This window comes from Peptoniphilus sp. oral taxon 836 str. F0141, assembly GCF_000179335.1.
GTDB classification, from domain to species: Bacteria; Bacillota; Clostridia; order Tissierellales; family Peptoniphilaceae; genus Peptoniphilus_A; species Peptoniphilus_A lacrimalis.
Genome location: NZ_AEAA01000138.1, coordinates 1 through 23,538, shown reverse-complemented (window position 1 = coordinate 23,538; position 23,538 = coordinate 1). Strand labels below are relative to the sequence as shown.

Below are 23,538 nucleotides of genomic sequence, written 5' to 3'. Positions count from 1 at the left end.
GTGAGAGATGTTAAAAAAGTTAGAAAAAAATTTTGAAGAAATAATTTTGATGACTCTGTTAGTCCTTATGAGTATAGTTTTAGGTCTTCAAATAGTTGCCAGATATGTATTTAATAATTCTTTATCTTGGTCAGAAGAGTTGGTAAGATATTTATTCATATGGTCCACATTTTTGGGAATTCCCTATTCAATAAAAAAGGGGATTTCGATTAGAGTGGATTTTTTGTCCTATAGGATGTCTTACAAAAATCAAAAAAGATTAAAAATATTAAATTGCATCTTTATAATTATTTTGTTTGCAATAATTTCTTTATTTTCTTTTGATGTTTTGAATAAATCAATTCTTTCGGCTCAAAAATCTCCTGCAATAGGCATACCGACATGGACTTTGCAGTTTTCTGTTTTTATTTCAAGTCTTTTGAGTATTTATAGAGCAGTAGAGAATTTATTTAAAATTAGGAGGGAAAAATGATAATAAGTCTTTTACTTTTAGCCTTTATAATTTTAGTTATTTTTGGCTTTCCCATTGCAATGGTTTTACTATTTTTAGCAGTTCTTCCCAACCTAATAAACCCATGGTTTCCTGCAGATCCCCAATATATCATTAGGGCGATGATAAGTGGAGTAAATTCCTTTCCGTTAATGGCTGTTCCAATGTTTATCCTATCAGGTCATATAATGGCAAAGGGAAAAATTTCAGATAAAATTTTTAACTTTTTTTCTTATTTTATTGCCGAGAAAAAAGCTGGAATTCCAATAACTTGTGTTGTTACCTGTCTTTTTTATGGTGCAATATCAGGTTCAGGCCCTGCAACAGTAGCTGCAGTAGGTTCTATGACAATACCCCTTATGGAAAAAATAGGCTATGAAAAAAATTATGCAGCGGCATTAGTAGCGTGTGCAGGAGGCTTAGGTGTAATTATTCCACCTTCAATTCCTCTAATTTTTTATGGTCAATCATCAGGACTTTCAGTTTCTGATCTATTTATTGGAGGTATATTGCCTGGATTACTTCTTGGTTTTCTTTTGATAATTTATGCGTATTTTTATGATTTAAAAAAAGGTCAAGATAGGAAAAAACTAATAATTTATAGTCAAGAAATTAAAAACAGAGGTCTTAAAAATTTATTTAAGGAATCTTTTTTTGCACTTTTGTTACCAATAATTATACTTGGCTCAATTTATAGGGGGGTTGCATCTCCAACAGAAGCAGCGGTAATTTCTGTATTTTATTCCTTATTCATTTCTATTTTTATCTATAAGACTATAAATTTAAGAGATATGAAGGAGGTATTAATTTCTTCAGTTTCAAGCTATTGTAATGTTTTATTTATAATTGCAGCAGCAACGGGTTTTGCTAGAATCTTAACTTTCTTAAAAGCCACGGAAATTGTAGGAAATGTTATCGCAAGTTCTATAACATCAAAAGTTGCCCTTTTAATTTTCATAAATATATTTTTATTATTAGTGGGCATGGTTATGGATACGACACCGGCAATATTAATACTTACACCCCTGTTTTTACCCATTATTAAAACTTTTTCCATCGACCCTATTTATTTTGGGGTAATGATGGTTGTAAATTTAGCTATTGGATTTGTTACACCACCTTTAGGAGTAAATCTTTTTGTAGCATCCTCGCTTGCAGAAGTTTCTCTAGACCAGCTAATAAAAAGGGTTATACCTTTTATTGGAGTATTTTTATTTGGACTTTTACTTATTACGGCATTTCCTCAAATCTCTTTACTTTTTTTAGGTGATTGATATGAAAAAAATTATTATAAATTGTATTGTTATAATGTTACTATTAAGCCAAACTTCATGTTTACAAACTGGCAATAGGAGAAAAAATCATAAAGTGGATGTCTATAACTTATATATAGCTTGTGATTCTCAAGAAGATACAGTAACAGGAATTTTTATGAATGAATTTGCCCGTATTTTGGAAGAAGATTCTAAGGGAAGGATAAAAATGAACACCTATCCAAATTCCCAACTGGGATCTGATTCAGAACTTATTGAAGCTGTCCAAAATGGAAATATAAGTTTTTGTGTAGGGACAAGCGCCCCTCAAGTATCTTTTGTGCCTCAAGCCGCAATTTTTGATGCGCCAATGGCTTTTAAAAATCTTAAAATTGCAAGAAAGGTTCTCGATGGTCCTCTTTACGACAAGCTCAAAAGCTATTATAAGGAAAAGGATTTGAGATTATTAGCAATAGCAGATCAGGGATTTAGATTAATGTCTTCAAATAAGAATATAAATAGCATTAAGGATTTTAAGGGTATAAAAATTAGGACCATGGAAAATAAAAATCATATAGCTTTTTGGAAAGCAATAGGTGCAAATCCCACACCTATGGCATGGCCTGAAGTTTATATTGGGCTTGAACAGGGTTTTATAGATGCACAAGAAAATCCCCTTGAACTTATAGTAGCATCAAAAATTTACGAAAAACAAAAATATATTATAAATACGAATCATATACTACATTCTTTAATGCTTATAGGTTCAGAAAAAGTACTTAACGATTTACCTGAAGATTTGCAAAAAACAATAGACGAATCAGCTCAAAAAGCAAAACAAATAGCAAGGGCAAAAACAGATTTACGATATGAAGGTAGATTAAAAATAATCAAAGATTATGGTTGTATTAATAAAGATTTATCTCCACAACTTTATAAAGATATGAAAGAAGCATCAAAATCTATATGGCTTGATATGGAAAATCAAGTGGATAAAGATTTAATTAATTTATTTAAAAGTGAAATAGAAAGGTCTGAAAAAAATGAATATTAGTGGAAATACAAAACTTATAGGTCTTTTGGGTGATCCCATCAGTCACTCCCTTTCTCCCTTTATGCATAATCTAAGTTTTAATAAAGTAAAAAAGGATTATGTATATTTATGTTTACCAACAGGTAAGAAAGACTTAGGAAAAGTATTAGAAACTCTTAAAATTGTCGGTGCAAAAGGGGCAAATATAACCTACCCCAACAAAATAGAAATAGTCAAATATTTAGATGAAGCCTCTGATGAGGTACAAATAATTGGATCTTGCAATACAATATTAATTGACGAAAATAAAAAAATAAAGGGATATAATACAGATGGGCGTGGATTTGTAAAATCATTAAAAAATAACTCAATTGATATAAAAGGGAAAACTTTTGGAATAATGGGCCTTGGAGGAGCAGGCTCTGCTATAGCAACTTGTTTAGGTTTACAGGGATTAAAAAGGCTTTATGTTAAGGAAGTAGATTTTGATAAGGCAAAAAATGTAAAAAAAAGATTAGAAGAAAAAATAAAAGGACTTGAAATAATTTTAACAAAAGATCAACAGGACTTCGCCCAAAATTTAGAAAAAATGAGCCTAGTAATAAATGCAACGCCTATAGGCATGGGAAGGTCAAAAGATGATAGCCCAATGGATCCGGAATATTTGAGAGGTTTTCCAGTAATTATCTATGACATAATATATTCACCATTAGAAACAACCCTACTTAGAAAAGCAAAATCCTATGGGTTAAAGGTTTTCAATGGGATTGACATGATGATAAATCAAGGTGCTATTTCTTTTAATATCTGGACAGGTGAGGAAATGGATACCAAACTGGTTAAAGAACGAATAGTAAAATTATTAAAATGACAAGAAATCAAATAAGCTCTGTAAGTTGAGCTTATTTTTTTTGTAGATTTTATTTATTTTTTAAAAAAAATTACAGATTATTAGGCAAATATCAAATTAGACAAGTTAGTTTTAGTAACTTAGTTTAATAAAAAGAAAAGTATGTTAATAAAAAATTTTATTATTATAGGGATAAATTTAACTCATAGTAAATTTAATAAGAAATATAATAAAAAAATGCAAAAAAATTTACTTTGTTATATCTTTAACATAAAAAATTGACTTGAAATAATTTAAAATAAGTTATAGAATATTAAACAAGAAGTGAAGTAATAAATATTTACTTCTGAAAAATTTTATAGGTAGAAAGGAGCTACAATATTAATGATTAAATATTCAGTTGTAGGAGCAGCTGCTTATGCTTGCGGCGAATTCCTAAGATTAATGGTAAATTATCCAGATGCTGAACTTCAAATGGTTGCAGATGCATTCGCAAAAGGTGATTTAATTCAAAATGTTCACCCACAATTACAAGGATTCCATGACATGGAAATCTTGGATACTTCTGATGAATCTCTTCGTAAACTTATTGAAGCTAGTGATGTAGTTTTAGCAGCAGTTGATGCAGGTACTACTTGTGAACTTGCTGATAAGGTTCTCAAAGGTGGAAAGAAATTTATAGACTTCGGTGCAGATTTACGTTTCCGTGATCCAGCAGTTTATGAAAAATGGTACAAAATTAAACATACATATCCTGAAATGACAAGGAACTGTGTATATTGTATCCCAGAAATGAATAGAAAAGATGCAAAGGGTCAAAATCTTATTTCTAACCCAGGATGTTATCCAACAGCTTCAACTCTTGGATTAATGCCAATTCTTAAGGAAGGATTTGTAGTTGAAAATACTATCATTATTGATGCTAAGAGCGGATACACTGGAGCTGGTAGAAGACCAATGTTAAACAAAATGATTACAGAATCTGAAAACAGTTTCAGAGCTTATTCATTAGGTGGTGGACACCGTCACACTCCAGAAATCGAACAAAACATCGAATATATTACTGGAAAACATCAAATGATTAATTTCCAACCACACTTGTCTCCACAAATTCGTGGTATTGAAGCTACTATTTATGCAACTTCAAATCATGACATTTCAAATGAAGATCTTTATGAATTATATCAAAAACATTATAAAGATGAACCATTCGTTCATGTATATCCTGCTTCAAAACCAGTTGAAACAAAATGGACAGCTGGAACTAACTTCTGTTGCATAAGCCCATCTTATGATGCAAGAACTAAGAGATTTATAATTTCTTCTGTAATTGATAATATAGGCAAGGGAGCAGCAGGACAAGCTATCCAAAATATGAATATCATTTTTGGAAAACCTGAAACTACAGGACTATTACGTCCACCAATGTATCCATAATTAATAATCTATTATTATATTTATAAAACCTATCGAAAGGAGAAATATATGGATTACAAAAAAATTGAAGGTGGAGGGATTACTTCACCTAAGGGATTTTTAGCGGGTGCTACTTATTGTGGATTCAAAAGCAAAAATCCTGAAAAGCCTGATTTAGCAGTTATTTATTCTGAAAAGGAAGCAACTTGTGCAGCTGTATTTACAACTAATGTTTTTTGCGCAGCTCCAGTAATTCTTGATAGAGAAATCTTAAAGAAGGGAAAAGCTAGAGCAGTTGTTATCAATTCAGGTATTGCTAATGCAGCTACTGGTCAAAAAGGTATTGATAATGCAAAAGCTGTTGAAAAGAAAGCTGAAGAACTTTTAGGACTAGGCGAAGATCAAGTATTTGTTTCTTCAACAGGTGTTATTGGTCAACAATTACCAGTAGAAAAAGCTCTTAAAGGTCTTGAAAAGATTGTACCAACTCTAAGTAGAGAACAAGGTACTGATGCAGCTTATGCAATCATGACTACTGATACAGTTAAAAAAGAATCTGCCATGGAAGTAGAATTTTCTGGTGGTAAAGTTACTATCGGAGCTATGGCAAAAGGTAGTGGTATGATTCATCCAAACATGGCAACAATGCTAGTTTATATAACTACTGATGCTAAGATTGAACAAGCTGAACTTCAAAAGTATTTATCAGCAAGCGTAGACGATACTTTCAATATGCTTTCTGTTGATGGAGATACTTCTACTAATGACTCTTTGTTCTTAATAGCTAATGGAGCTAGTGGAGTCGAAATAAAAACTAAAGAAGACAAAGAAAAATTCGCAAAACTTATAAAAGAAATTTGCTTAGATATTACTTTAAGAATAGCTAGAGATGGTGAAGGTGCTACTCATATGATAGTTTCACATGCTAACAACCTTCCAACTGATAAAGATGCAAGACTTGTTGCTAAGTCAATAGTATGTTCATCTCTTGTAAAAACTGCTATTTATGGTAAAGATGCCAACTGGGGACGTATTATGGCTGCAGCTGGTTATTCTGGAGCAAAATTTGATGTATCAAAGGCGGATTGCTTCCTAGAAAGTAAAGCTGGTAAAATAGCAGTTATGGAAGGCGGATTCGGTACTGACTTTGACGAAGATAAGGCTAAAGAAATTTTATCTGAAGAAGAAATTTACATTACTGTTGATTTACATGACGGAGATGCTTGCGCAACAGCTTACGGATGCGACTTGACATATGATTATGTAAAAATCAATGGGGATTATCGTTCTTAATAAGGAGGATAATTTGATAAATATAGAAGAAAAAGTTAACGCTTTAATTGAAGCTATGCCCTTTATAAACCAATATAAAGGAAAAACAGTAGTAGTTAAATTTGGCGGAAATGCCATGATTAACGAAGAAGTTAAAAATGCAGTTATCGAAGATGCTGTACTTTTACAGGCACTTGGTGTTAATGTAGTTCTTTCTCATGGTGGCGGACCAGCTATCAATAGAATGCTTGAAAGACTAAACATTGAAAGCGAATTTGTAAACGGTTTGAGAGTAACCACTAAAGAAATAATTGAAGTTGTTGAGATGGTTCTTTCAGGCTCTGTAAGTGCAGATTTGGTTAAAAAAGTAAGTGCTTTAGGTGGTAAAGCTGTAAGCTTATCAGGTTCTGATGGAAGAATTTATTTCTGCAAGAAAAATCAATCAGACTATGATTATGGTTATGTAGGAGAAGTCCTTTCAGTAAATGCAGAACCTATAGATGCTCTTATTAAAGCAGGATATATTCCAATCATTTCTCCAATAGGAGCAGATGATAAAGGAAATTCATACAATATTAATGGAGATACTGCAGCTGGGGCTTTGGCATCAGCTTTAAAGGCAGAAAAATTGATTTTATTAACTGATATTGAAGGTCTTTGCAATGATATAAAAGTCAAAGATGTCATCAGTTATTTAAATATTAAAGATGTTACTAAACTTAAGGAAATAGGAACTATAGCTGGAGGAATGATTCCAAAGGTTGATAGTTGTGTTGAAGCTATCAATAATGGCGTAAACCAAGTCCATATTATGGATGGTAGAAAGCCACATAGTATCTTATATGAAGCTTTCGTTGCAGAAGGCGGACATGGAACTGTTGTTGGTGAAGCTAAAGATAGCGTTGGAATTAAGTGGTAATTAAAGGAGGTAATACCAATGAATGAAAAATTTACAAATAATAAGGACGTAGTTGCTGCTGGTAAAAAGTACACTATGGATACTTATGGTCAATATGAAGTTGGCATGGTAAAAGGTGAAGGTTCTTACCTTTGGGATGCTGATGGAAAGAAATATATTGACTTATTACAAGGCGTTGCAGTTAATGCATTAGGACATTGCTATCCAGATGTAGTTAAAGCTACTCAAGAACAAGCAGCTACACTTACTCAATGTGCAAACTATTTCTACATTGAACCAGGTGTTAGACTAGCAAAAATTATTATTGAAAATTCTTGCATGGATAAAGTTTTCTTCAGTAACTCAGGTGCTGAATCAAACGAAGGAGCAATGAAACTTGCTCGTAAATATCAAAAAATGCAAGGACATCCAGAAAGATATGAAGTTATAAGCTTCAAACAATCTTTCCATGGAAGAACTTTAGCTACATTAACAGCTACTGGACAAGATAAATCTCACTTAGGTTTTGAACCACTTCCAGCAGGATTTAGATATGCACTTCTAAATGACATGGAATCTGTTAAACAAGAATATAATGCAAACACAGCTGCAATAATCATCGAACCTGTACAAGGTGAAGGTGGAGTTATTCCATGTACTGAAGAATTCTTAAAAGAACTTCGTGCATTCTGTACTGAAAAAGATATTGTTTTAATCTTTGATGAAGTTCAAGTTGGATGCGGAAGAACTGGATATCTATTTGCTCACCAAGGATATGGCGTTGAACCAGACGTTATGACACTTGCAAAAGCTTTAGGTAATGGTATTCCAATTGGTGCATTCTGTGCTAGAGGAAAATTCGCAGATGTATTAAAACCAGGTAACCACGGAACTACTTACGGTGGTAACCCAATAGCTACAGCTACTGCAGCAGCAGCTTTAACAGCTATTATTGAAAACAAACTTCCTGAAAGAGCTCAAGAAATGGGTGCTTACCTTCAAGAAAGATTAAATGAAATGAAGAAAAAACATCCAGTTATTAAGGAAGTTAGAGGTAGAGGTTTAATAGTTGGTGCAGTTCTTGATGTGGAAGATGCTCACGTAGTAACAAATCCATGTTTTGAAAAAGGTCTTATCCTTAACTGTACAGCAGGAAATGTATTAAGATTTGTTCCAGCTTTAAATATACCAAAAGAAACATTAGACGATGCACTAGAAATTCTTGAACAAGTGCTAACTGAAATTGGTAAATAATTAATTTAATTAGATTTTGCTTGGCAGATTTGCTGCCAAGCAAAACAAAAATAAATCTTAGGATTTAAATTTTTTTAAATAACTTAAGAAAACGATTTATTAAAAGGCGGTTTTTATATTATGGAAAATAACAAAAAACAACAAGAGATAAAAGAAGGCAGAATGCCTCATCTTTGGGAAGCATTATTATCATTAGCTATCTTAATTGGCGTATTAGCAGTAGGTATTATAGTTTATCATGTTGACCCACACGTTCCAATGTTTGTTGGTGCTTGCGCAGCAGCATTAATGGCATTAAAACTTGGATATAAGTGGGATAGAATTGAAAAAATGATGATGGACGGTATTTATAAAGCCCTTCAATCAGTAATTATTTTGATTATCATAGGTATATTAGTTGGTATTTGGGTAGATGCAGGTGTTGTACCAGCAATGATTTATTATGGATTAAAGATTATTCACCCAAGTATCTTCTTAATAGCAGCTTTAATTATATGTTCAATTACATCCCTTGCAACTGGTACTTCTTGGGGTACAGTTGGTACAATGGGTATCGCTCTTATGGGTATTTCATTAGGACTTGGAATTAACCCAGCAGCAACAGCAGGTGCTTGTCTTTCAGGAGCATACTTTGGCGATAAAATGTCTCCATTATCAGACACAACAAACTTAGCACCAGCTATGGCAGGTACTGACGTTATAACTCACGTTAAGTTCATGATTTTACCAACAGTTGTTGCGTATACACTATCAATTATATTTTTCGGAGCATTAGGGTTCCATTATTATCAAGGTGGTGGAGCTGACTTAAGTTCAGTTGCTGAAATTTCAAATGCTCTTAAAGCTTCATTTACAATCAACCCATTCCTATTAGTTCCACCTGTCGTAGTTATTGTTTGTGTAGCTATGAAAATGCCAGCTATTCCTGGTATAGCTATAGGAGCTTTTGTTGGTGCAGTAATGGGTGCTTTATTTGGAAATTCAAATTTAGGTACAATACTTGACTGTGGTATGAACGGATTTGTTTCTGAAACAGGACTTGAATCAGTAGATAATCTACTTTCAACTGGTGGTCTAATGAACATGATGAATTCAGTTTCCATGACTTTAATAGCTATGATGTTCGGTGGTATCATGGAAGATACAAAACAACTTCAAGTTATTGTTAATAAGTTAAAACCACTTGCTAACACACCAGCAAAACTTGTTATTCTTACAGAAGTAACTTGTTTCGCATCTAATGCTACAATGCCAGAACAATACATTTCAATCGTAGTTCCTGGTCGTATGTATGCAGAAGAATATCACAACATGGGTCTACATCCAAAAACTTTATCAAATGCTCTTGAAGGTGCAGGTACAGTTTCAGGTGCAATGATTCCATGGAACACTTGTGGTGTTTATATGTCAACAACATTAAAGATGAGTGTAGGACAATACTTACCTTACCTATTCTTCAACTACACTATGCCTATAGTAGTTGCTATTATGGCACTTGCAGGTTTAACATGTGCTGATATGGAAGGTAATAGATTAAATGCTAAACAAGCAAATTCTAAGGTAGTAACATGGCCAACAAAACCAATAGACGGAACAGTTCGTATTTAACTTATCCTTATATTGTTTGCAATTTAAATAAACTTAGAGATAATTTGGCAGCGCTTACTAAGCGTTGCCAAATTTATAATGTATCAATAGTTGGAGTTATAAAAGGCTTTAACGGCATTGCTGAAATTGCTAAAGTTTATGATGGAAAGGTTGATTTTATTGCTTCGTCAAGATTAGAACAGCTAAACGTGATCAAAGAATTAAATTTGCAAACACCTCTGATGTGCATAAGAATTTCTATGCCTTCTGAAGTAGATGAACTTGTGAGAATTTGCCAAATTTCTTTGCAGTCAGACCCTAGTGTAATTAAATTAATAAATGAAGCTGCAAAAAAACAAGGACTTATTCATAAAATTGTTTTAATGGCAGATATAGGGGATCTGAGAGAAGGCTTCTGGAATAAAGATCATCTATTTGAAGAAGCTTTAAAAATTGAAAATGAATACGATAATTTATATTTAGCAGGAGTAGGAACTAATTTAGGATGTTATGGCTCTATTGTTGCAACTCCGGAAAAACTTCAAGAACTTGTCGATATTAAAGATGAAATCGAAAAAAGAATTAATAGAAAAATTGATATAGTTTCTGGAGGAGGTTCTTCTTCATTATTAACCTTGTTAGATAAAAAAATCCCTGAAGGTATTAATGAATTAAGGCTGGGTGAGTCAGTGTTAATGGGTCTTGGTACTTGGGGACTTGACCTTGACTATTTGCATGATGATGTTTTTGAATTATGGACTCAAGTAGTAGAGGTGGAAACAAAGCCTTCTTTTCCTGTAGGTCAAAGAGGTGTAGATGCCTTTGGAAATGTTGTTGAATATGAAGATATAGGTATTCATACAAGGGCAATTGTTTCTATTGGTAAACTAGATTATGGTAATGATCCCTTCGCTCTTAAAGCATTCGATAAGAATATTAAGGTACTTGGAGCATCATCTGACCATACAATTTTAGATGTTACTAATGCAAAAGAGCCAACAAAAGTTGGAGATATAATCAAGTTTAAAATTTCATATTCAAACTTGATATATCTTACTAACACAAATACAGTAAGATTAATAGTTAGAGATTAAAAAAAGGACTTCAATGCAGAAGTCCTTTTAAAATTAAATTAATATTATTCACTTGCAAAATTGTCGAAATAACCTTGGATTAAAATAACTGGAGTTCCCTTATCACCACTACCACTGGTCAAGTCGCATAGTGAACCAAGAAGGTCTGTAATTCTTCTTGGAGTGGTTCCTAGTGTTTCATTAGTTCCAACTAAATTTGCATTTTTGTGAGAAATCTTATCTTTCATAGCTTTAGTAGCTTCTTCGGTATTCATATCTTTAAGGTCTGTGTCAGCAATATATTTTATTTTTAATTCATTTGGTTGACCAACAAGTCCTTTTGTATGAGCAGGAGAAACAACTGGGTCAGCAAGTTCCCAAATTTTTCCAACTGGGTCTTTGAAAGCACCATCTCCATAAATCATAACTTCTATTTCTTTTCCATATAAGTCTTTTAGTGATTTTTGTAAATTATCTACAAAATCTTGACCATTTCTAGGGAATAACTTTAGTCTTGAGTCTGATGCATAGTTTGAACCAAGTAGACCAAATTGTTCGTTAAAGCCACTACCATCAATACTTTCAGTCATGATATCATCAAGAGCAAGACAAACTTTAGCACCTGCATCCTTCAAAATTCTTTTAATATTAAAACGTGTGTGAGTGGAGCAAATTAATGCTTCGTCAGTATATTTTAAAATTGTGACAGGGTTATTAGAAAAATGAATTTCGCAGTCATTATCTTTGCATATATCCTTATATAAACTTACATAGTCAATACCTGTAAATTGATGTTTAACTACAGGTCCAAAAATTCTTCTGTAGTCTTTTTCTTCTAATACATCTGAATAGGGATTAATCTTTTTGTCAATTAAAAGATCAGGACTCATAAGAGCATTACCAACTTCGTCTGAAGGGTAAGAGAAAAGAATATGAATTTTCTTTCCAGTCTTAGCAATAGCTCTTAAAATAGTTGAAAATCTGTTACGACTTAGAATAGGAAAAACAATACCTATTTCTTTATCAAATTTAGCATTCAAATCTTTAGCTATTTGGTCAACATTAACATAATTATTTTGAGCTCTAGCTACCAAAGATTCTGTAACAGCAACAACATCCCTATCACGGATTTGAATATTTTCAGCATCAGTTGCGAGTTTTAATGAATCTCTAACTATAGAAACCAATTCGTCACCACTTTTTACAATAGGTGTACGAATACCACGAACAACTGTACCAACATATCTTGTCATATACTAACCTCCCAAGGTTTAAAAAAATTATTTTTTTACTTGAAAATTATACTCCATCTTTTTTAAAAAGTAAAACAAAAATTTAAATATTTTTTTAATTTTTATAAAATTATTTGCAAAAAGATTAGAATATAGTATAAATTATAATTTCAATAATAAAATTATAATCTATATCCATTCTAAATTACCCTTATTAGATTTTTTTAATCAAATTTTGAATATCTGATTTGTTACTAAGTGATTTGGCAATCTTAAAATTGACTTAAATTATTAGTAATAAAAATTAAATTAGAGAAAAGTATCAATTAAGACTTGAAAATCTGATAAAAAATAAAAAACACTTGCAGATAAAATCAACAAGTGTTTGGTCAGTATTTTTAGAAAATAACAGAAACTAAAAATACAAATAAAATGGTGCACCTTCAGGGACTCGAACCCTGGGCCCACTGATTAAGAGTCAGTTGCTCTACCATCTGAGCTAAAGGTGCACAAGTAAAAAATAATTTATTTTTTATTTAGCGACAAGGTATATTATAAAGGATTTTTAATATTTTTGTCAAGTTTTTTTTACAAAAAAAGTAATTTATTCATGAAATTATATCTAATTTTATGGGAGTTTTTAGAATTTTTCTTAATGTATTATAAAGTATTAATTAGATTAACAAATTGCAATATTTAATCTAATAGAAATTACCTATTGACTAAAGTTTTTTTAATCCGTAAAATGTAATGTTATAGGGGGAGATAGGATGAAAATAATAGTTTCTAAATTTGGCGGCTCATCATTAGGAGATTCCAATAAATTTAAAAAAGTTTTTCAGATAGTAAAAGCTGATGAAAATAGAAAATTTATTGTTGCATCGGCGCCTGGAAAGGCAAATGCATCAGATAGTAAAATTACAGACCTTCTTTACTTATCCTATGATTTAGCAAGTAACAAGATTAATTATAGTGAGATTTTAGATTCAATTAATATGAAATATAGAGAAATTGTAAATAATCTTGATATTACTTTTGATATAGATTCAGCTTTGAGTAATTTGGATAAAGACTTGAGAGAAGGAAAATCTCGTGAATATATAGCTAGTCGTGGTGAATTTATTAATGCACAAATATTAGCTAACTTTTTGGGATATGAGTTTGTTGATGCAAAAAATTTAATCTTATTTGATGATAAGGGATTTTTTCTTGAAGAAAAATCTTATGATGAAATTTATAAATTAAGAGAAAGCGGAAAATCTTATGTAATTCCTGGTTTTTATGGCAGTGATAATGATGGTAATATCAGAACTTTTTCTAGAGGCGGAGGAGATTTGACAGGCTCAATTATTGCCGCAGGTTTAAAGAGCGATTTATACGAAAATTGGACTGATGTTTCAGGTTTTATGACTTGCGATCCAAAAATCGTTAAAAACCCAAGACATATTGATGTCTTAACATATAGGGAATTGAGGGAGCTTTCTTATGCTGGTGCAAGTATTCTTCATGAAGAAGCAATACTTCCAGTTTCTAAGGCTGGAATTCCTGTTATAATAAAGAATACCTTTAAACCAGATGATAAGGGAACTATGATAGTTCCAGATGAAAAAGCTAGCCTTGATAAGAACACAAGTGGCGTTACAGGAATTGCAGGCAGAAAAAATTTTACAGTAATAAATATTGAAAAAACAAAGATGAATAACGAAAAAGGCTTCCATAGGAAATTAATGTCAGTTATGGAGGTTAATAATGTTATTATCGAGCATATGCCTTCAAGTATTGATTCAGTATCATTAATAATTTCTGATAAATATTTAACAGGCGGAATAGATTCAATCATATCTGAAATCAAAACATTTTTAAGGCCTGATAAAGTCAAAGTTACAAAGGGAATTGCTTTGATTTCTGTTGTTGGTAGGGGAATGATTAAGCATATAGGTGTTTCAGCAAAACTATTCAATGCCTTAGCCAAGGAAAATATTAATATACAAATGATAATCCAAGGTTCGTCAGAAATGAATATAATTGTAGGTATAGATGAAAAAGATTTTGAAAATGCCATAAAATCAATTTATCATGCCTTTCTAGACTAGGAGGAATATTATGAAAAAGATAATTGGATTAGCTTTATCCCTTATTTTATTGAGTGCATGTGCCAAAAATGTGACAAATACTAATACCAACAAAAATATAAATAATACAAATAATAAGATGGATGCTAGCCAAGATAAGGAATTAAAAAACAATAACAATAGAAATAATAAGACGGATAATATAAATAATGAATCTGCAAGTGATAAAAATTTAACTAAAGATGTAAATGTAAATTTAACTAAGGAAGATGCTTTTAAAAAGTTTAATGACTTGCATCCAAATACAAATATTAATGAATTTTCATTTTCTAAAGATTTAGATAAAAAATTAGCTAAATATGAAGTTGAAGCTTATGATCAAGAAAGAGAATACGAAGTAGAAATTAATGCTACGGACAGTTCAATAATAAGAGATAAATCAAAAAAGGAAAAGACATCTTCAACTGCTATAATACTTGCAGATATGCTTGGTGGAATTGATGATTTGGTTAATAAATCTATTGCTCAAGCAGGTCAAGATTATTTATTGAAAGATTATTCCTTATATTTTGATGATGGAATAAGTAAATTTGATGTTGAACTAGAAAATTCTCAAGGTAAGGAAGCTGAATTCACTTATAATTTAGAAAGTGGAGAACTTTTAGAAAAAGATCTATCTGAGTAGAATTTTAATTAAGACCTTCGTGTGTGTAAGGTCTTTTTTTCTATTAAATAATAAAAAATTATTAAAGTTATTTACAAATATGGAATTGACAATTGTTTTCCTTTAAGTTAAAATAATATTGACAGATAAACAAATACTCTATTTAGTTTATTTGGAAAATTTAATAAGGAGGATTATTATGACTAAAAAAAGACTATTCGCATTAGTTATGACATTGGTCATGGTGGCTCTTTCTTTCACAGCTTGTGGAGGCACAAATAAGGCTGACAATAAAGCTAACAAAGAAAACGCTACCGCTACAGAAAACGCAGCAGCATCAAGTGATGCAACAATTAAAGCTGAAGGAACACAAGAAACAGAAGGTGGCTATATATCTATAGCAACGGGTGGTACAGGAGGTACATATTATCCTCTTGGGGGAGCTCTTTCTAATATTTTAAATGGAGCAAACCTAGGATATACAGCAACTGCTCAAGCAACTGGAGCTTCTGTTGAAAACTTGGAATTAATTAACAAGGGAGATGCAGAAATTGCCCTAGTACAAAATGATGTTTCTTACTATGCTGTAAATGGTAAAGAACATTTTGAAGGAAATAAACTTGAAAATATCAGAGGACTTTGTACTTTATATCCTGAAATTGTTCAAATAATTGCTTCTAATGATTCAGGTATAGAATCAGTAGAAGACATGAAGGGTAAGAAAGTTGCAGTTGGCGACCCTGGTTCAGGTGTTGAAGTTAACGCAAAACAAATTCTTGAACTTTACGGATTAACTTATGATGATTTAGGAAAATGTGACCACTTATCATTCTCAGAATCTGCAGACCAAATTAAGAGTGGACAAATTGATGCAGCATTTGTTGTTGCGGCTATTCCATCTTCAGCAGTTACTGAACTTGCTACAACTTATGATGTACATTTAGTACCAATAGCAGCAGATAAGGCTGATGAATTAATCAAAAAATATCCTTACTATGTTCACATGGATGTTAATCCAAAAGAATATAGAAACCAAAAGGACAGCGTTTCTGTAGTTGCAGTTCAATCAATGTTAGTAGTAAGTTCTGAAATGGCAGATGCAGATGCTTATAACATTTGTAAGTTATTATTTGACAACCTTGATGTAATGAAAGAATCTCACGCAAGAGGTGGAGATATTTCTCTTGATACAGCATTAGATGGTATGAGTATCGACCTACATCCAGGTGCTCAAAAATTCTTTGATGAAGTTAAAAAATAATGAAATTAAATAATAAGAAAATTGGAAGAAAGATTTTTCTTCCAATTCTCTTTATTCTTATTGCTATAATTCTCTGTCTTTCTTTAATAAAGATTAATGTTCTATTCATAAGGGACAATTTCACAAAAGACTTAAAAAAAGTTGAATATATTAAAAAAGATAGCTTATTTGGAATTATTTATACCCATTCGGTTATGCTTACAGAAACAAGTGAGTGGTATAAGGCAAAGGGAGATAAGCTTATTCTGATGGAAGAAAGGTATAACTCTCAAGGTGCTGGATTGCCGGTAAACTTGATTTATAAGTTTAAGCATGAAAAAGGTGGAGATTTTGTTCTTTATGATATAAATGAACCTTTTGATTCTTTTATCTATAGGACAGGGGCAGTAAGAGCTAACCACAGACTTAAAATTGGTAATAAGTTAGAATATTTTCTTGAATTTTCTGAGCCTCGTGAAGCTTTAGAATTTTCAACAAAAAGGATTTCTATTTTTAACTATTTATTAAGGAGGTGCCAAGTTGGTAGATAAAAATTTAGAAAACAAAAATGAAAATCTTAATGAAGAAATAAAAACTGATAATGCTAATGAAAAAGACAAAGGCATAAATGAAGTCAATAATAATGTAGGTCATGGTGAATTGGGTGATTTAACTGATACAAAAAAGGCAACAAAAAATGTCGATGAACTTTTGGAAAAGTATGACCTAGATTCAAGCAAGCTTCGTAAATTATCAGGAAAAACTGCACTACTTGTTACTGTTGTAGCAATTCTTATGTCAGCTTTCCATTTATTTACAGCAGCAAGGGGAACACTACTTGCTATGCAACAAAGGTCTTTACATTTAATCTTTGCTTTTTCACTAGGATTTGCCTTATATCCAGGTTTTAAAAAATCAAGCAAAAATAAAATTGATATACCTGATTGGATATTAATAATTTTATCCATAGTTGTATGGGGATATATATTTACAAACATAGAATACATAGCTTTGAAGGGCGGTAAAATGAGTACCATAGATGAAGTTTTCGGTATACTTGCAATTTTACTTACCCTTGAAGTAACAAGAAGAGTTGTAGGACCGGAACTTCCTATAGTAACAATAGTATTTCTATTATTTGCATATTTTGGTAGACATATGCCGGGAATCTTAAATCATAGAGGATTCGGAATTACAAGAATTGTTTCTCATATGTATATGACTACAGAAGGTATTATGGGTACTCCATTAGGAGTTTCATCAACTTTCGTATTTATGTTTATATTGTTTGGTTCATTCTTGGATAAGACAGGTGTAGGTCAATTCTTCATTGATTTTGCTTACGCATTGACAGGTTCAACAAGATCAGGTCCAGCCATGACTTCAGTAGTATCTTCTGGACTTATGGGTTCAATCTCAGGTTCATCAGTTGCTAATACTGTAACTACAGGTGCTTTTACAATTCCGCTTATGAAAAAAGTAGGATATGCTCCTTATTATGCTGGAGCCGTTGAAGCAACTTCATCAACAGGTGGACAAATTATGCCACCAGTTATGGGTGCCGCTGCATTTATTATGGCTGACTTCACAGGATTCCAATATATAGAAATTGTTAAGGCTGCAGTTATACCTGCTGTATTATATTATATTGCAGTTGGTACTATGGTTCACTTGGAAGCTTGTAAAATAGGGCTTAAAGGTCTACCTAGAGAACAGTTGCCAAAAATTTCTAATATAATTTTAAAGCAAGGCTATTTACTATTTCCATTAATTGCTATAGTATATATGTTAGTGAAACAACAACCACCTATGAACGCAGCTCTTGCTGGTATAGTTGTAGGTGTTGTAGTAGCATTTATCGCTGCATTAGTTAAAAAAGACGGATCATTCACATATAAATCAGTTCTGCAAGCAATGGAATCAGGTGCTAAAGGTGCTCTAGGAGTTGCTTGTGCCTGTGCTTGTGCCGGTATGATTGTAGGCGTAGTTACATTAACAGGATTTGGATTAAAGATAGCTGAAGTAATAGTAAAAATAGCTCAAGGAAGACTGATTCCAACATTAATATTAACCATGATTTCTTCAATTATTTTAGGTATGGGACTTCCAACAACAGCAAAATATATTGTACTTGCTACAATGGCTGTTCCAGCTATAACAAAACTTGGTGTAAACTTGATGTGTGCTCACTTATTTATCCTATACTTTGGTGTAGTTGCTGACGTTACTCCACCAGTTGCCCTAGCAGCTTATGCAGGAGCTGGAATTGCGGGAGCAAACTCTATGAAGACAGGATTCCAGGCATTTAAACTGGCCCTTGGGGCATTTATAATACCGTATATATTCTGTATAAATCCACATCTAGTAATGATAGATAAGGTAGTAGGAACGACAATTTCGTGGTTGCCGATAACAGCAGCTCTTCCTAATATTGCAACAGCCTTAATAGGAACAATATGTCTGGCAGGTTGTGTAGAAGGGTATCTGTTTGGTAGATTAAGATCATGGCAAAGAATAATACTTATAATTGCCGCTCTAGGACTTCTTGACCCCAACACTTTAACTGATATTATAGGCTTAGGTGCCTTAGCTTTAATTTTTATTAGTCAAAAGTTATTGAATAAAAATAAAGCGCAAGCAGCATAGTTTAAAAATTTAGGTTGCAAGTATTTTATACTTGTAACCATTTTATTGTTTAATATCAAGGTTTCCCAAAGCCTAATAATAAAAAAATTTTAATTAGAGGTTCTTTTTGAGAGGTGTAAGTTAGTGGATAACAGGTCAATAGGTTTTTTTGATTCTGGAGTGGGTGGTTTAAGTGTTCTTAAAGTATCCTTAGGTGAAATTCCTAGAGAATCATATATATATTATGGGGATACGCTTAGAATGCCATATGGAGTTAGAAGCAAAGAAGATATCGAAAGATATACCTGCCAAGCAATGGAATTTTTCAGAAGCAAAAATGTAAAAATGGCTGTTATAGCTTGCAATACGGCAACGTGTTATGGAATAAAAAAAGCAAGAGAACTTTTTGATTTTCCAATTTTTGGCGTTGTTGAGCCTGCAGTCAAAGAATCTTTGCACAAGAGTAAATCAAAAAAAGTAGCTTTACTTGCAACAGAAGGTACAGTTAATAGTGGGGTATATGATAAGTTTTTTGAATCCTATTCATCAAATATTTATATAAAGGAGATAGGCTGTCCAGATCTTGTCCTTGCCATTGAAAATGGGGATTTAAGAGATGAAGTAATAGTGCCTGTCATCAATAAATATTTAGATAAATTTGAGGATTTTGAATATGATACTTTGATTTTAGGCTGTACTCATTTTCCTATAGTTGAAAATACTTTTAAAAGAATTTTGGCTAAATTCGATAGGAAGGTTCAACTTGTCGACCCTGCTGAGATTACTATAAATGAACTTAAAGAATATTTGGAAAACCACGATATGTTAGGTGATCATGATGAAGAATCAATTGATTTTTATGTTTCTTCACATAAGGAGAAATTTAAAAGTACCTTAGAAAAATTGATCAGCGTTAATGATTACAAAATCAGTTTAAGTGAAAAAGTATTAGATTAATTACAAATTTATCTTTAAAAAAAGATATAAGAGTTAGTCACATGCTAGCTCTTATATCTTTTTAATTTCTTATTAAATTCTTATTAAAATAATAAAAATAATATTTAAGTCTATTTATTTTTATTATTTTTATTAAGATTATATATTATTTTTAAGCCTTCAAATATTAAAAATTTATCTCTATGAATGCTTGAATTTTCAACATCATCTAAAAGCTCAGAGAAATCTCCTGTTAAAACAATATTAATCTTATCATTATTTAAGTCATTACTGTTTTTTATGTCGCTTATAATACCCTTACAGGCATTAATATAAGACCTGTATAGACCTGAGATCATTGCAGATCTTGTAGAGTTGCCAATAATCTTTTCTTGAGCAACAATCTCCACATTAGGAAGTTTTGCACTTTCTTTTTTTAAGACTTCTTGGCAAAGGTCTATTCCGGGAAATATTAGACCGCCAATAAATTTATTTTCTTTATTAATCATATCTATTGTTGTTACATGGGACATATTAACTATTAAAAGCGGGCTTTTCGTTGATGATAAACCAGCTACAGCCATGGTTATCCTGTCTGAACCAACTTCCTTTGGATTCTCGCATTTAATATCTAAACCCGTTTTTATACCTGTTCCTACAAAAATAACATTCTTATTAAATAAATTTTTAATAAGTTTTTCAAAAAAAATTGTAAACTCTGGCACAACATTTGAACCGATAACATCATCAATATCTTGTAATTTAATGTTTCTTTCCATGATTAAGTTCTTGATAAGAAAAGATAATTCATCTATAGACCTATTTATGTCAGTTTTTATTTTGAAATTACCTATTAATTTTTCATCATCAAATATTCCAAATTCAATAAATTTATTATTTATATTAGCGGCAAGTAACATGAAAAAACCTCTTAATTATTAAAATTCTTTGGATAGTTTTAAAGCTTTTACCACTGCACTTGTAATAATTACAGAGATAATAGCTTCAGGAATCCCACTTGTTATAGATACTCCAAGAATAGCAGCCTTGGCATTTTCAAGAGGCATATTCATAGCCTCCATATATCTTTTTGCATAAAATAAATAAATTCCACCAAGTACAAAAATTGTATTTGTCATAGAGCCAATAAAAGCTCCTACAACTACTGGGAAATTATCATCAATTTTTAAAAATGAATATATAGTCATAGCAAGAGATGCAGCTAAAAATATCCCCATACATATTTTATTTAACTGTGACATATCAGCGAATCCATTAATGCATTGAAAAGCTAAAAAAATTGAAATGACTGACCATATAATTCTTGATAAAATTTTAATTTTGTCAGTTTTTAAGTTTTTAAGTAAAGACCAAGCGTAATATGAAGTTATACCTATTAAAACTCTTGGAAATATGGAAATTAAAGGATTATAAAAAACGAATGCAACAGGCGATGCGTTTTTTAAAAGTGCGTTTAAAAGTGAACTTATTCCGAAAATAAGACCAACTAAAGCTCCCACAATAGGACCTTCTACAATACTAGCTATTATTACTGGGATATGCATAGTTGTCGCATTAATTACACCTAATGGTATAAATCCCAAAGGGGTCATTCCTAAAACAATGGTTATTGCCCCAAGTACAGAAACTAAAATTAGTTTCCTGGCATTTAAGCCGTCTTTTCTTAATGTATTATTCATTTATTCCTCCTGATGCAGCTCAATGATACTGCTCAATATTTAGAATCTACTTACTAATCTCTTTATAAGATATTAATCCATAAGAGGCATGGCTACAATAAATAGCATTGGCAATTGATCTAGCTATAGATTTTGCAGCAAGCATACCTACAAGGGAAACATCTGCCTTGACCTTTCCTGTTGAACATGTAAAAATAGTATCTCCATCAAACATAGTATGAACGGGATTTATTGCTCTTGCATATCCGTCATGAGCCATCTGTGAGACCTTATTACAATTAGCTTTTGTTAAAAGGGCATTGGTTGTTACTAAAGAAATTGTTGTGTTAGTAGCTCTATTAAAAGCATTGTAGTCTGAATTCATATTTTTGTAAAGGTCTTCGGTAGATAAAAATTTATAGTTTTTCCTATCGTAACATCCTGCGATTTGAATTGACTTTTCGTAATCAAAAATATCACCAAAAGCATTAAGAACCGTAATAGATGAAACTAATAAATTACCAACTTTTAAACTTGATTGACCAATACCAGATTTCATTGCATAATCATTGCCTAAAATTTTTCCAACACTGGCACCACAACCTGCACCAATATTTCCCAAGCTCTTATCATTATCACTGATATTTAATGAGGCTTTGTAACCCATTTCATGATCAGGTCTAACAAAGGGATTTCCAATACCCAAATCAAAAATTACAGCCCCCACAACAATAGGTACTTTACAAACACTTACATCCATACCTATATTTTTTTCTTCTAAATATTTCATAATGCCACTTGCTGCAGAAAGTCCGTAGCTAGAGCCTCCGGATAAAAGAACACCATGAACTTTTTCAACAAGATTTTCAGCCTTTAATAGGTCTGTTTCTCTAGTCCCTGGAGCAGAGCCTCTCACATCAACTCCACAAGTAGCACCCTCAGGAAATATTGCAACGCTTACTCCTGTAGCTGCTTTTTTATCTTGGTAATGACCAAGATTTACCCCATCGACATCTGTCAAAAATCCTTGATACATTTTTTAACCTCCTTTAATAGATAATTTAATTATAACAAAGCTTGTCGGAATTTCCATAAAGCAAAATAATTAATGAGACTGACATAAATTATGCGAAAATTTATTTTTGAGCCATTAAGCTTATATAATAAAATTTAATTTTCATTTTCTTAAAAATTAGTATGACATTTTTAAATAAAATTTACAAAAACTATGGTAAAAATTTAAACTATGTTATAATTAGTGTGGTGAGTTCATGAAAGAGATAGTTTTTGATTTTAATCCTTTGGGGAATTTTTCCTTATCTGCTGAAGTTTACGAGCTTTACTACTCAAAAAAATACAACAAGAAAATTTATTTTTACATAAGAGATGGTAGGCATTATAAGAAAGTTGAAAATATTAAAGACCTTAAAAAATCTACAAATAGGGTAATTACTTTTATTGATTTGGGAGATAGGGTAGAAAAAATTCCTTTTGATGAAAAAATAAGAGTTAAACCCATTGATGAGGATTATGACGAGGACCCACTTCTTATAGAAATTGTAAATGAATTGGGGCAAGAGGCTTCATGGAAAAATTCAAAAATAAAAGTAGTGGAAATTAAAGAGTAAAAAAATGGAGAAGTAGAAATACTTCTCCATAAATTTTTTAAATAGCATTCTTTTTATTTTAACTAATGTCGACTTTTAGCTTCATCATCAAGTATATCATCAACAGCAATAGTCAGTGCCACTACAAGATCTCTATAACTTTCATCATATACAGTTAATTCAAATGTATCTCCCCAAGAAAGCCAAGCTTTTTCGACTTCACCAATCAAATCATTATTGTTAAAAATTTTGAAATTTAGGGATAAATAATCTCCTTTTACATCTAAATCGAAATCAGCAGAGGAAATCTCTAAAGATTTTTTAAAAAATGCGAAATTTTCTTTAATTTCAATTAAT

22 protein-coding genes and 1 tRNA gene are annotated in these 23,538 nt (G+C 31.6%); 17 read left to right on the top strand and 6 right to left on the bottom strand.

Features of this window, described 5'->3' with window-relative positions; genetic code table 11:
* Positions 1-7: 7 nt before the first annotated feature.
* From HMPREF9131_RS07515 to HMPREF9131_RS07470, 10 genes are all read left to right on the top strand, one after another.
* The gene (locus HMPREF9131_RS07515; protein WP_004823769.1) at positions 8-472 is read left to right on the top strand and encodes a TRAP transporter small permease; all 465 of its coding nucleotides are present in this window, start codon (positions 8-10) and stop codon (positions 470-472) included.
* On the top strand, positions 469-1,764 hold the full coding sequence (locus tag HMPREF9131_RS07510; protein WP_009346250.1) for a TRAP transporter large permease: 1,296 nt from the start codon (positions 469-471) through the stop codon (positions 1,762-1,764). Before HMPREF9131_RS07515 ends, HMPREF9131_RS07510 begins: the two co-directional genes overlap by 4 nt.
* 1 nt (position 1,765) lies before the next feature.
* Positions 1,766-2,797 carry a TRAP transporter substrate-binding protein gene (locus tag HMPREF9131_RS07505; protein WP_036744530.1) on the top strand — a complete coding sequence of 344 codons (1,032 nt, stop codon included), beginning with the start codon at positions 1,766-1,768 and terminating at the stop codon, positions 2,795-2,797.
* The gene (gene aroE / locus HMPREF9131_RS07500; RefSeq protein ID WP_009346265.1) at positions 2,787-3,647 is read left to right on the top strand and encodes a shikimate dehydrogenase; all 861 of its coding nucleotides are present in this window, start codon (positions 2,787-2,789) and stop codon (positions 3,645-3,647) included. Before HMPREF9131_RS07505 ends, aroE begins: the two co-directional genes overlap by 11 nt.
* Positions 3,648-4,010: 363 nt before the next feature.
* Complete coding sequence (gene argC / locus HMPREF9131_RS07495; RefSeq protein WP_004823782.1) at positions 4,011-5,063, top strand: N-acetyl-gamma-glutamyl-phosphate reductase; 1,053 nt, start codon at positions 4,011-4,013, stop codon at positions 5,061-5,063.
* A 48-nt stretch (positions 5,064-5,111) separates the two neighbouring features.
* Complete coding sequence (gene argJ, locus HMPREF9131_RS07490; RefSeq protein ID WP_009346262.1) at positions 5,112-6,335, top strand: bifunctional glutamate N-acetyltransferase/amino-acid acetyltransferase ArgJ; 1,224 nt, start codon at positions 5,112-5,114, stop codon at positions 6,333-6,335.
* Between the two features lie 13 nt (positions 6,336-6,348).
* A complete protein-coding gene (gene argB, locus HMPREF9131_RS07485; RefSeq protein ID WP_004823768.1) occupies positions 6,349-7,233 on the top strand; it encodes an acetylglutamate kinase in 885 nt (294 codons plus the stop codon).
* A gap of 18 nt (positions 7,234-7,251) precedes the next feature.
* Positions 7,252-8,466 carry an aspartate aminotransferase family protein gene (locus tag HMPREF9131_RS07480; protein WP_009346269.1) on the top strand — a complete coding sequence of 405 codons (1,215 nt, stop codon included), beginning with the start codon at positions 7,252-7,254 and terminating at the stop codon, positions 8,464-8,466.
* A gap of 120 nt (positions 8,467-8,586) precedes the next feature.
* Positions 8,587-10,074, top strand: a complete 1,488-nt coding sequence (gene nhaC / locus HMPREF9131_RS07475) for a Na+/H+ antiporter NhaC (RefSeq protein ID WP_009346267.1) — start codon at positions 8,587-8,589, stop codon at positions 10,072-10,074.
* Positions 10,035-11,147, top strand: coding sequence for an alanine racemase (locus tag HMPREF9131_RS07470; RefSeq protein ID WP_009346271.1), 1,113 nt, complete (start codon positions 10,035-10,037; stop codon positions 11,145-11,147). Before nhaC ends, HMPREF9131_RS07470 begins: the two co-directional genes overlap by 40 nt.
* A gap of 44 nt (positions 11,148-11,191) precedes the next feature.
* Here HMPREF9131_RS07470 and HMPREF9131_RS07465 read toward each other — a convergent pair whose 3' ends face one another.
* Both HMPREF9131_RS07465 and HMPREF9131_RS07460 read right to left on the bottom strand, forming a co-directional pair.
* Positions 11,192-12,379: a coenzyme F420-0:L-glutamate ligase gene (locus HMPREF9131_RS07465; RefSeq protein ID WP_009346247.1), complete on the bottom strand. Its 1,188-nt coding sequence runs from the start codon at positions 12,377-12,379 to the stop codon at positions 11,192-11,194.
* Between the two features lie 412 nt (positions 12,380-12,791).
* Positions 12,792-12,867: transfer RNA gene (locus HMPREF9131_RS07460), tRNA-Lys, on the bottom strand.
* 261 nt (positions 12,868-13,128) lie between these two features.
* Here HMPREF9131_RS07460 and HMPREF9131_RS07455 point away from each other — a divergent pair.
* The 6 genes from HMPREF9131_RS07455 to murI all read left to right on the top strand — a co-directional run bounded on the left by HMPREF9131_RS07455 (position 13,129) and on the right by murI (position 19,916).
* Entirely contained in the window at positions 13,129-14,451 is a 1,323-nt protein-coding gene (locus HMPREF9131_RS07455; RefSeq protein WP_009346248.1) for an aspartate kinase, read from the top strand.
* A gap of 10 nt (positions 14,452-14,461) precedes the next feature.
* Positions 14,462-15,115 (top strand): PepSY domain-containing protein, encoded by a 654-nt coding sequence (locus tag HMPREF9131_RS07450; RefSeq protein WP_009346266.1) that lies wholly within the window; start codon positions 14,462-14,464, stop codon positions 15,113-15,115.
* Between the two features lie 178 nt (positions 15,116-15,293).
* Positions 15,294-16,355 carry a TAXI family TRAP transporter solute-binding subunit gene (locus HMPREF9131_RS07445; protein ID WP_009346256.1) on the top strand — a complete coding sequence of 354 codons (1,062 nt, stop codon included), beginning with the start codon at positions 15,294-15,296 and terminating at the stop codon, positions 16,353-16,355.
* Entirely contained in the window at positions 16,355-16,885 is a 531-nt protein-coding gene (locus HMPREF9131_RS07440; protein WP_004824657.1) for a DUF1850 domain-containing protein, read from the top strand. The genes HMPREF9131_RS07445 and HMPREF9131_RS07440 overlap by 1 nt, the downstream gene beginning before the upstream one ends.
* Positions 16,875-18,980 carry a TRAP transporter permease gene (locus tag HMPREF9131_RS07435; protein ID WP_009346255.1) on the top strand — a complete coding sequence of 702 codons (2,106 nt, stop codon included), beginning with the start codon at positions 16,875-16,877 and terminating at the stop codon, positions 18,978-18,980. The genes HMPREF9131_RS07440 and HMPREF9131_RS07435 overlap by 11 nt, the downstream gene beginning before the upstream one ends.
* Positions 18,981-19,103: 123 nt before the next feature.
* Positions 19,104-19,916, top strand: a complete 813-nt coding sequence (gene murI / locus HMPREF9131_RS07430; RefSeq protein ID WP_009346249.1) for a glutamate racemase — start codon at positions 19,104-19,106, stop codon at positions 19,914-19,916.
* A gap of 110 nt (positions 19,917-20,026) precedes the next feature.
* On the opposite strand, the gene HMPREF9131_RS07425 is transcribed toward murI, so the two are convergent.
* From HMPREF9131_RS07425 to HMPREF9131_RS07415, 3 genes are read right to left on the bottom strand one after another with little or no spacing between them, the layout of a single operon-like run.
* The gene (locus HMPREF9131_RS07425; protein ID WP_009346261.1) at positions 20,027-20,815 is read right to left on the bottom strand and encodes a type III pantothenate kinase; all 789 of its coding nucleotides are present in this window, start codon (positions 20,813-20,815) and stop codon (positions 20,027-20,029) included.
* Positions 20,816-20,833: 18 nt separating this feature from the next.
* Positions 20,834-21,595 (bottom strand): ECF transporter S component, encoded by a 762-nt coding sequence (locus tag HMPREF9131_RS07420; RefSeq protein ID WP_009346246.1) that lies wholly within the window; start codon positions 21,593-21,595, stop codon positions 20,834-20,836.
* Positions 21,596-21,641: 46 nt separating this feature from the next.
* Positions 21,642-22,610 (bottom strand): P1 family peptidase, encoded by a 969-nt coding sequence (locus HMPREF9131_RS07415; protein ID WP_009346252.1) that lies wholly within the window; start codon positions 22,608-22,610, stop codon positions 21,642-21,644.
* Between the two features lie 235 nt (positions 22,611-22,845).
* Between HMPREF9131_RS07415 and HMPREF9131_RS07410 the strand changes: the two genes are divergently transcribed.
* The gene (locus HMPREF9131_RS07410) at positions 22,846-23,202 is read left to right on the top strand and encodes a hypothetical protein (RefSeq protein WP_004824678.1); all 357 of its coding nucleotides are present in this window, start codon (positions 22,846-22,848) and stop codon (positions 23,200-23,202) included.
* 62 nt (positions 23,203-23,264) lie between these two features.
* Here the strand turns inward: HMPREF9131_RS07410 and HMPREF9131_RS07405 are convergent.
* The coding region (locus HMPREF9131_RS07405; protein WP_009346251.1) for an LURP-one-related/scramblase family protein at positions 23,265-23,538 on the bottom strand (274 nt) is incomplete at its 5' end.

Excerpts from the sequence above, each read along its gene's own strand:
- HMPREF9131_RS07410 (WP_004824678.1), top strand. The coding sequence starts at position 22,846 with ATGAAAGAGATAGTTTTTGATTTTAATCCTTTGGGGAATTTTTCCTTA.
- HMPREF9131_RS07420 (WP_009346246.1), bottom strand. The coding sequence starts at position 21,595 with ATGAATAATACATTAAGAAAAGACGGCTTAAATGCCAGGAAACTAATT.
- HMPREF9131_RS07450 (WP_009346266.1), top strand. The coding sequence starts at position 14,462 with ATGAAAAAGATAATTGGATTAGCTTTATCCCTTATTTTATTGAGTGCA.
- HMPREF9131_RS07425 (WP_009346261.1), bottom strand. The coding sequence starts at position 20,815 with ATGTTACTTGCCGCTAATATAAATAATAAATTTATTGAATTTGGAATA.
- HMPREF9131_RS07455 (WP_009346248.1), top strand. The coding sequence starts at position 13,129 with ATGAAAATAATAGTTTCTAAATTTGGCGGCTCATCATTAGGAGATTCC.
- HMPREF9131_RS07510 (WP_009346250.1), top strand. The coding sequence starts at position 469 with ATGATAATAAGTCTTTTACTTTTAGCCTTTATAATTTTAGTTATTTTT.
- HMPREF9131_RS07445 (WP_009346256.1), top strand. The coding sequence starts at position 15,294 with ATGACTAAAAAAAGACTATTCGCATTAGTTATGACATTGGTCATGGTG.
- argJ (WP_009346262.1), top strand. The coding sequence starts at position 5,112 with ATGGATTACAAAAAAATTGAAGGTGGAGGGATTACTTCACCTAAGGGA.
- aroE (WP_009346265.1), top strand. The coding sequence starts at position 2,787 with ATGAATATTAGTGGAAATACAAAACTTATAGGTCTTTTGGGTGATCCC.
- HMPREF9131_RS07515 (WP_004823769.1), top strand. The coding sequence starts at position 8 with ATGTTAAAAAAGTTAGAAAAAAATTTTGAAGAAATAATTTTGATGACT.
- HMPREF9131_RS07415 (WP_009346252.1), bottom strand. The coding sequence starts at position 22,610 with ATGTATCAAGGATTTTTGACAGATGTCGATGGGGTAAATCTTGGTCAT.
- HMPREF9131_RS07480 (WP_009346269.1), top strand. The coding sequence starts at position 7,252 with ATGAATGAAAAATTTACAAATAATAAGGACGTAGTTGCTGCTGGTAAA.
- HMPREF9131_RS07465 (WP_009346247.1), bottom strand. The coding sequence starts at position 12,379 with ATGACAAGATATGTTGGTACAGTTGTTCGTGGTATTCGTACACCTATT.
- nhaC (WP_009346267.1), top strand. The coding sequence starts at position 8,587 with ATGGAAAATAACAAAAAACAACAAGAGATAAAAGAAGGCAGAATGCCT.
- argC (WP_004823782.1), top strand. The coding sequence starts at position 4,011 with ATGATTAAATATTCAGTTGTAGGAGCAGCTGCTTATGCTTGCGGCGAA.
- HMPREF9131_RS07505 (WP_036744530.1), top strand. The coding sequence starts at position 1,766 with ATGAAAAAAATTATTATAAATTGTATTGTTATAATGTTACTATTAAGC.
- HMPREF9131_RS07440 (WP_004824657.1), top strand. The coding sequence starts at position 16,355 with ATGAAATTAAATAATAAGAAAATTGGAAGAAAGATTTTTCTTCCAATT.
- HMPREF9131_RS07470 (WP_009346271.1), top strand. The coding sequence starts at position 10,035 with ATGGCCAACAAAACCAATAGACGGAACAGTTCGTATTTAACTTATCCT.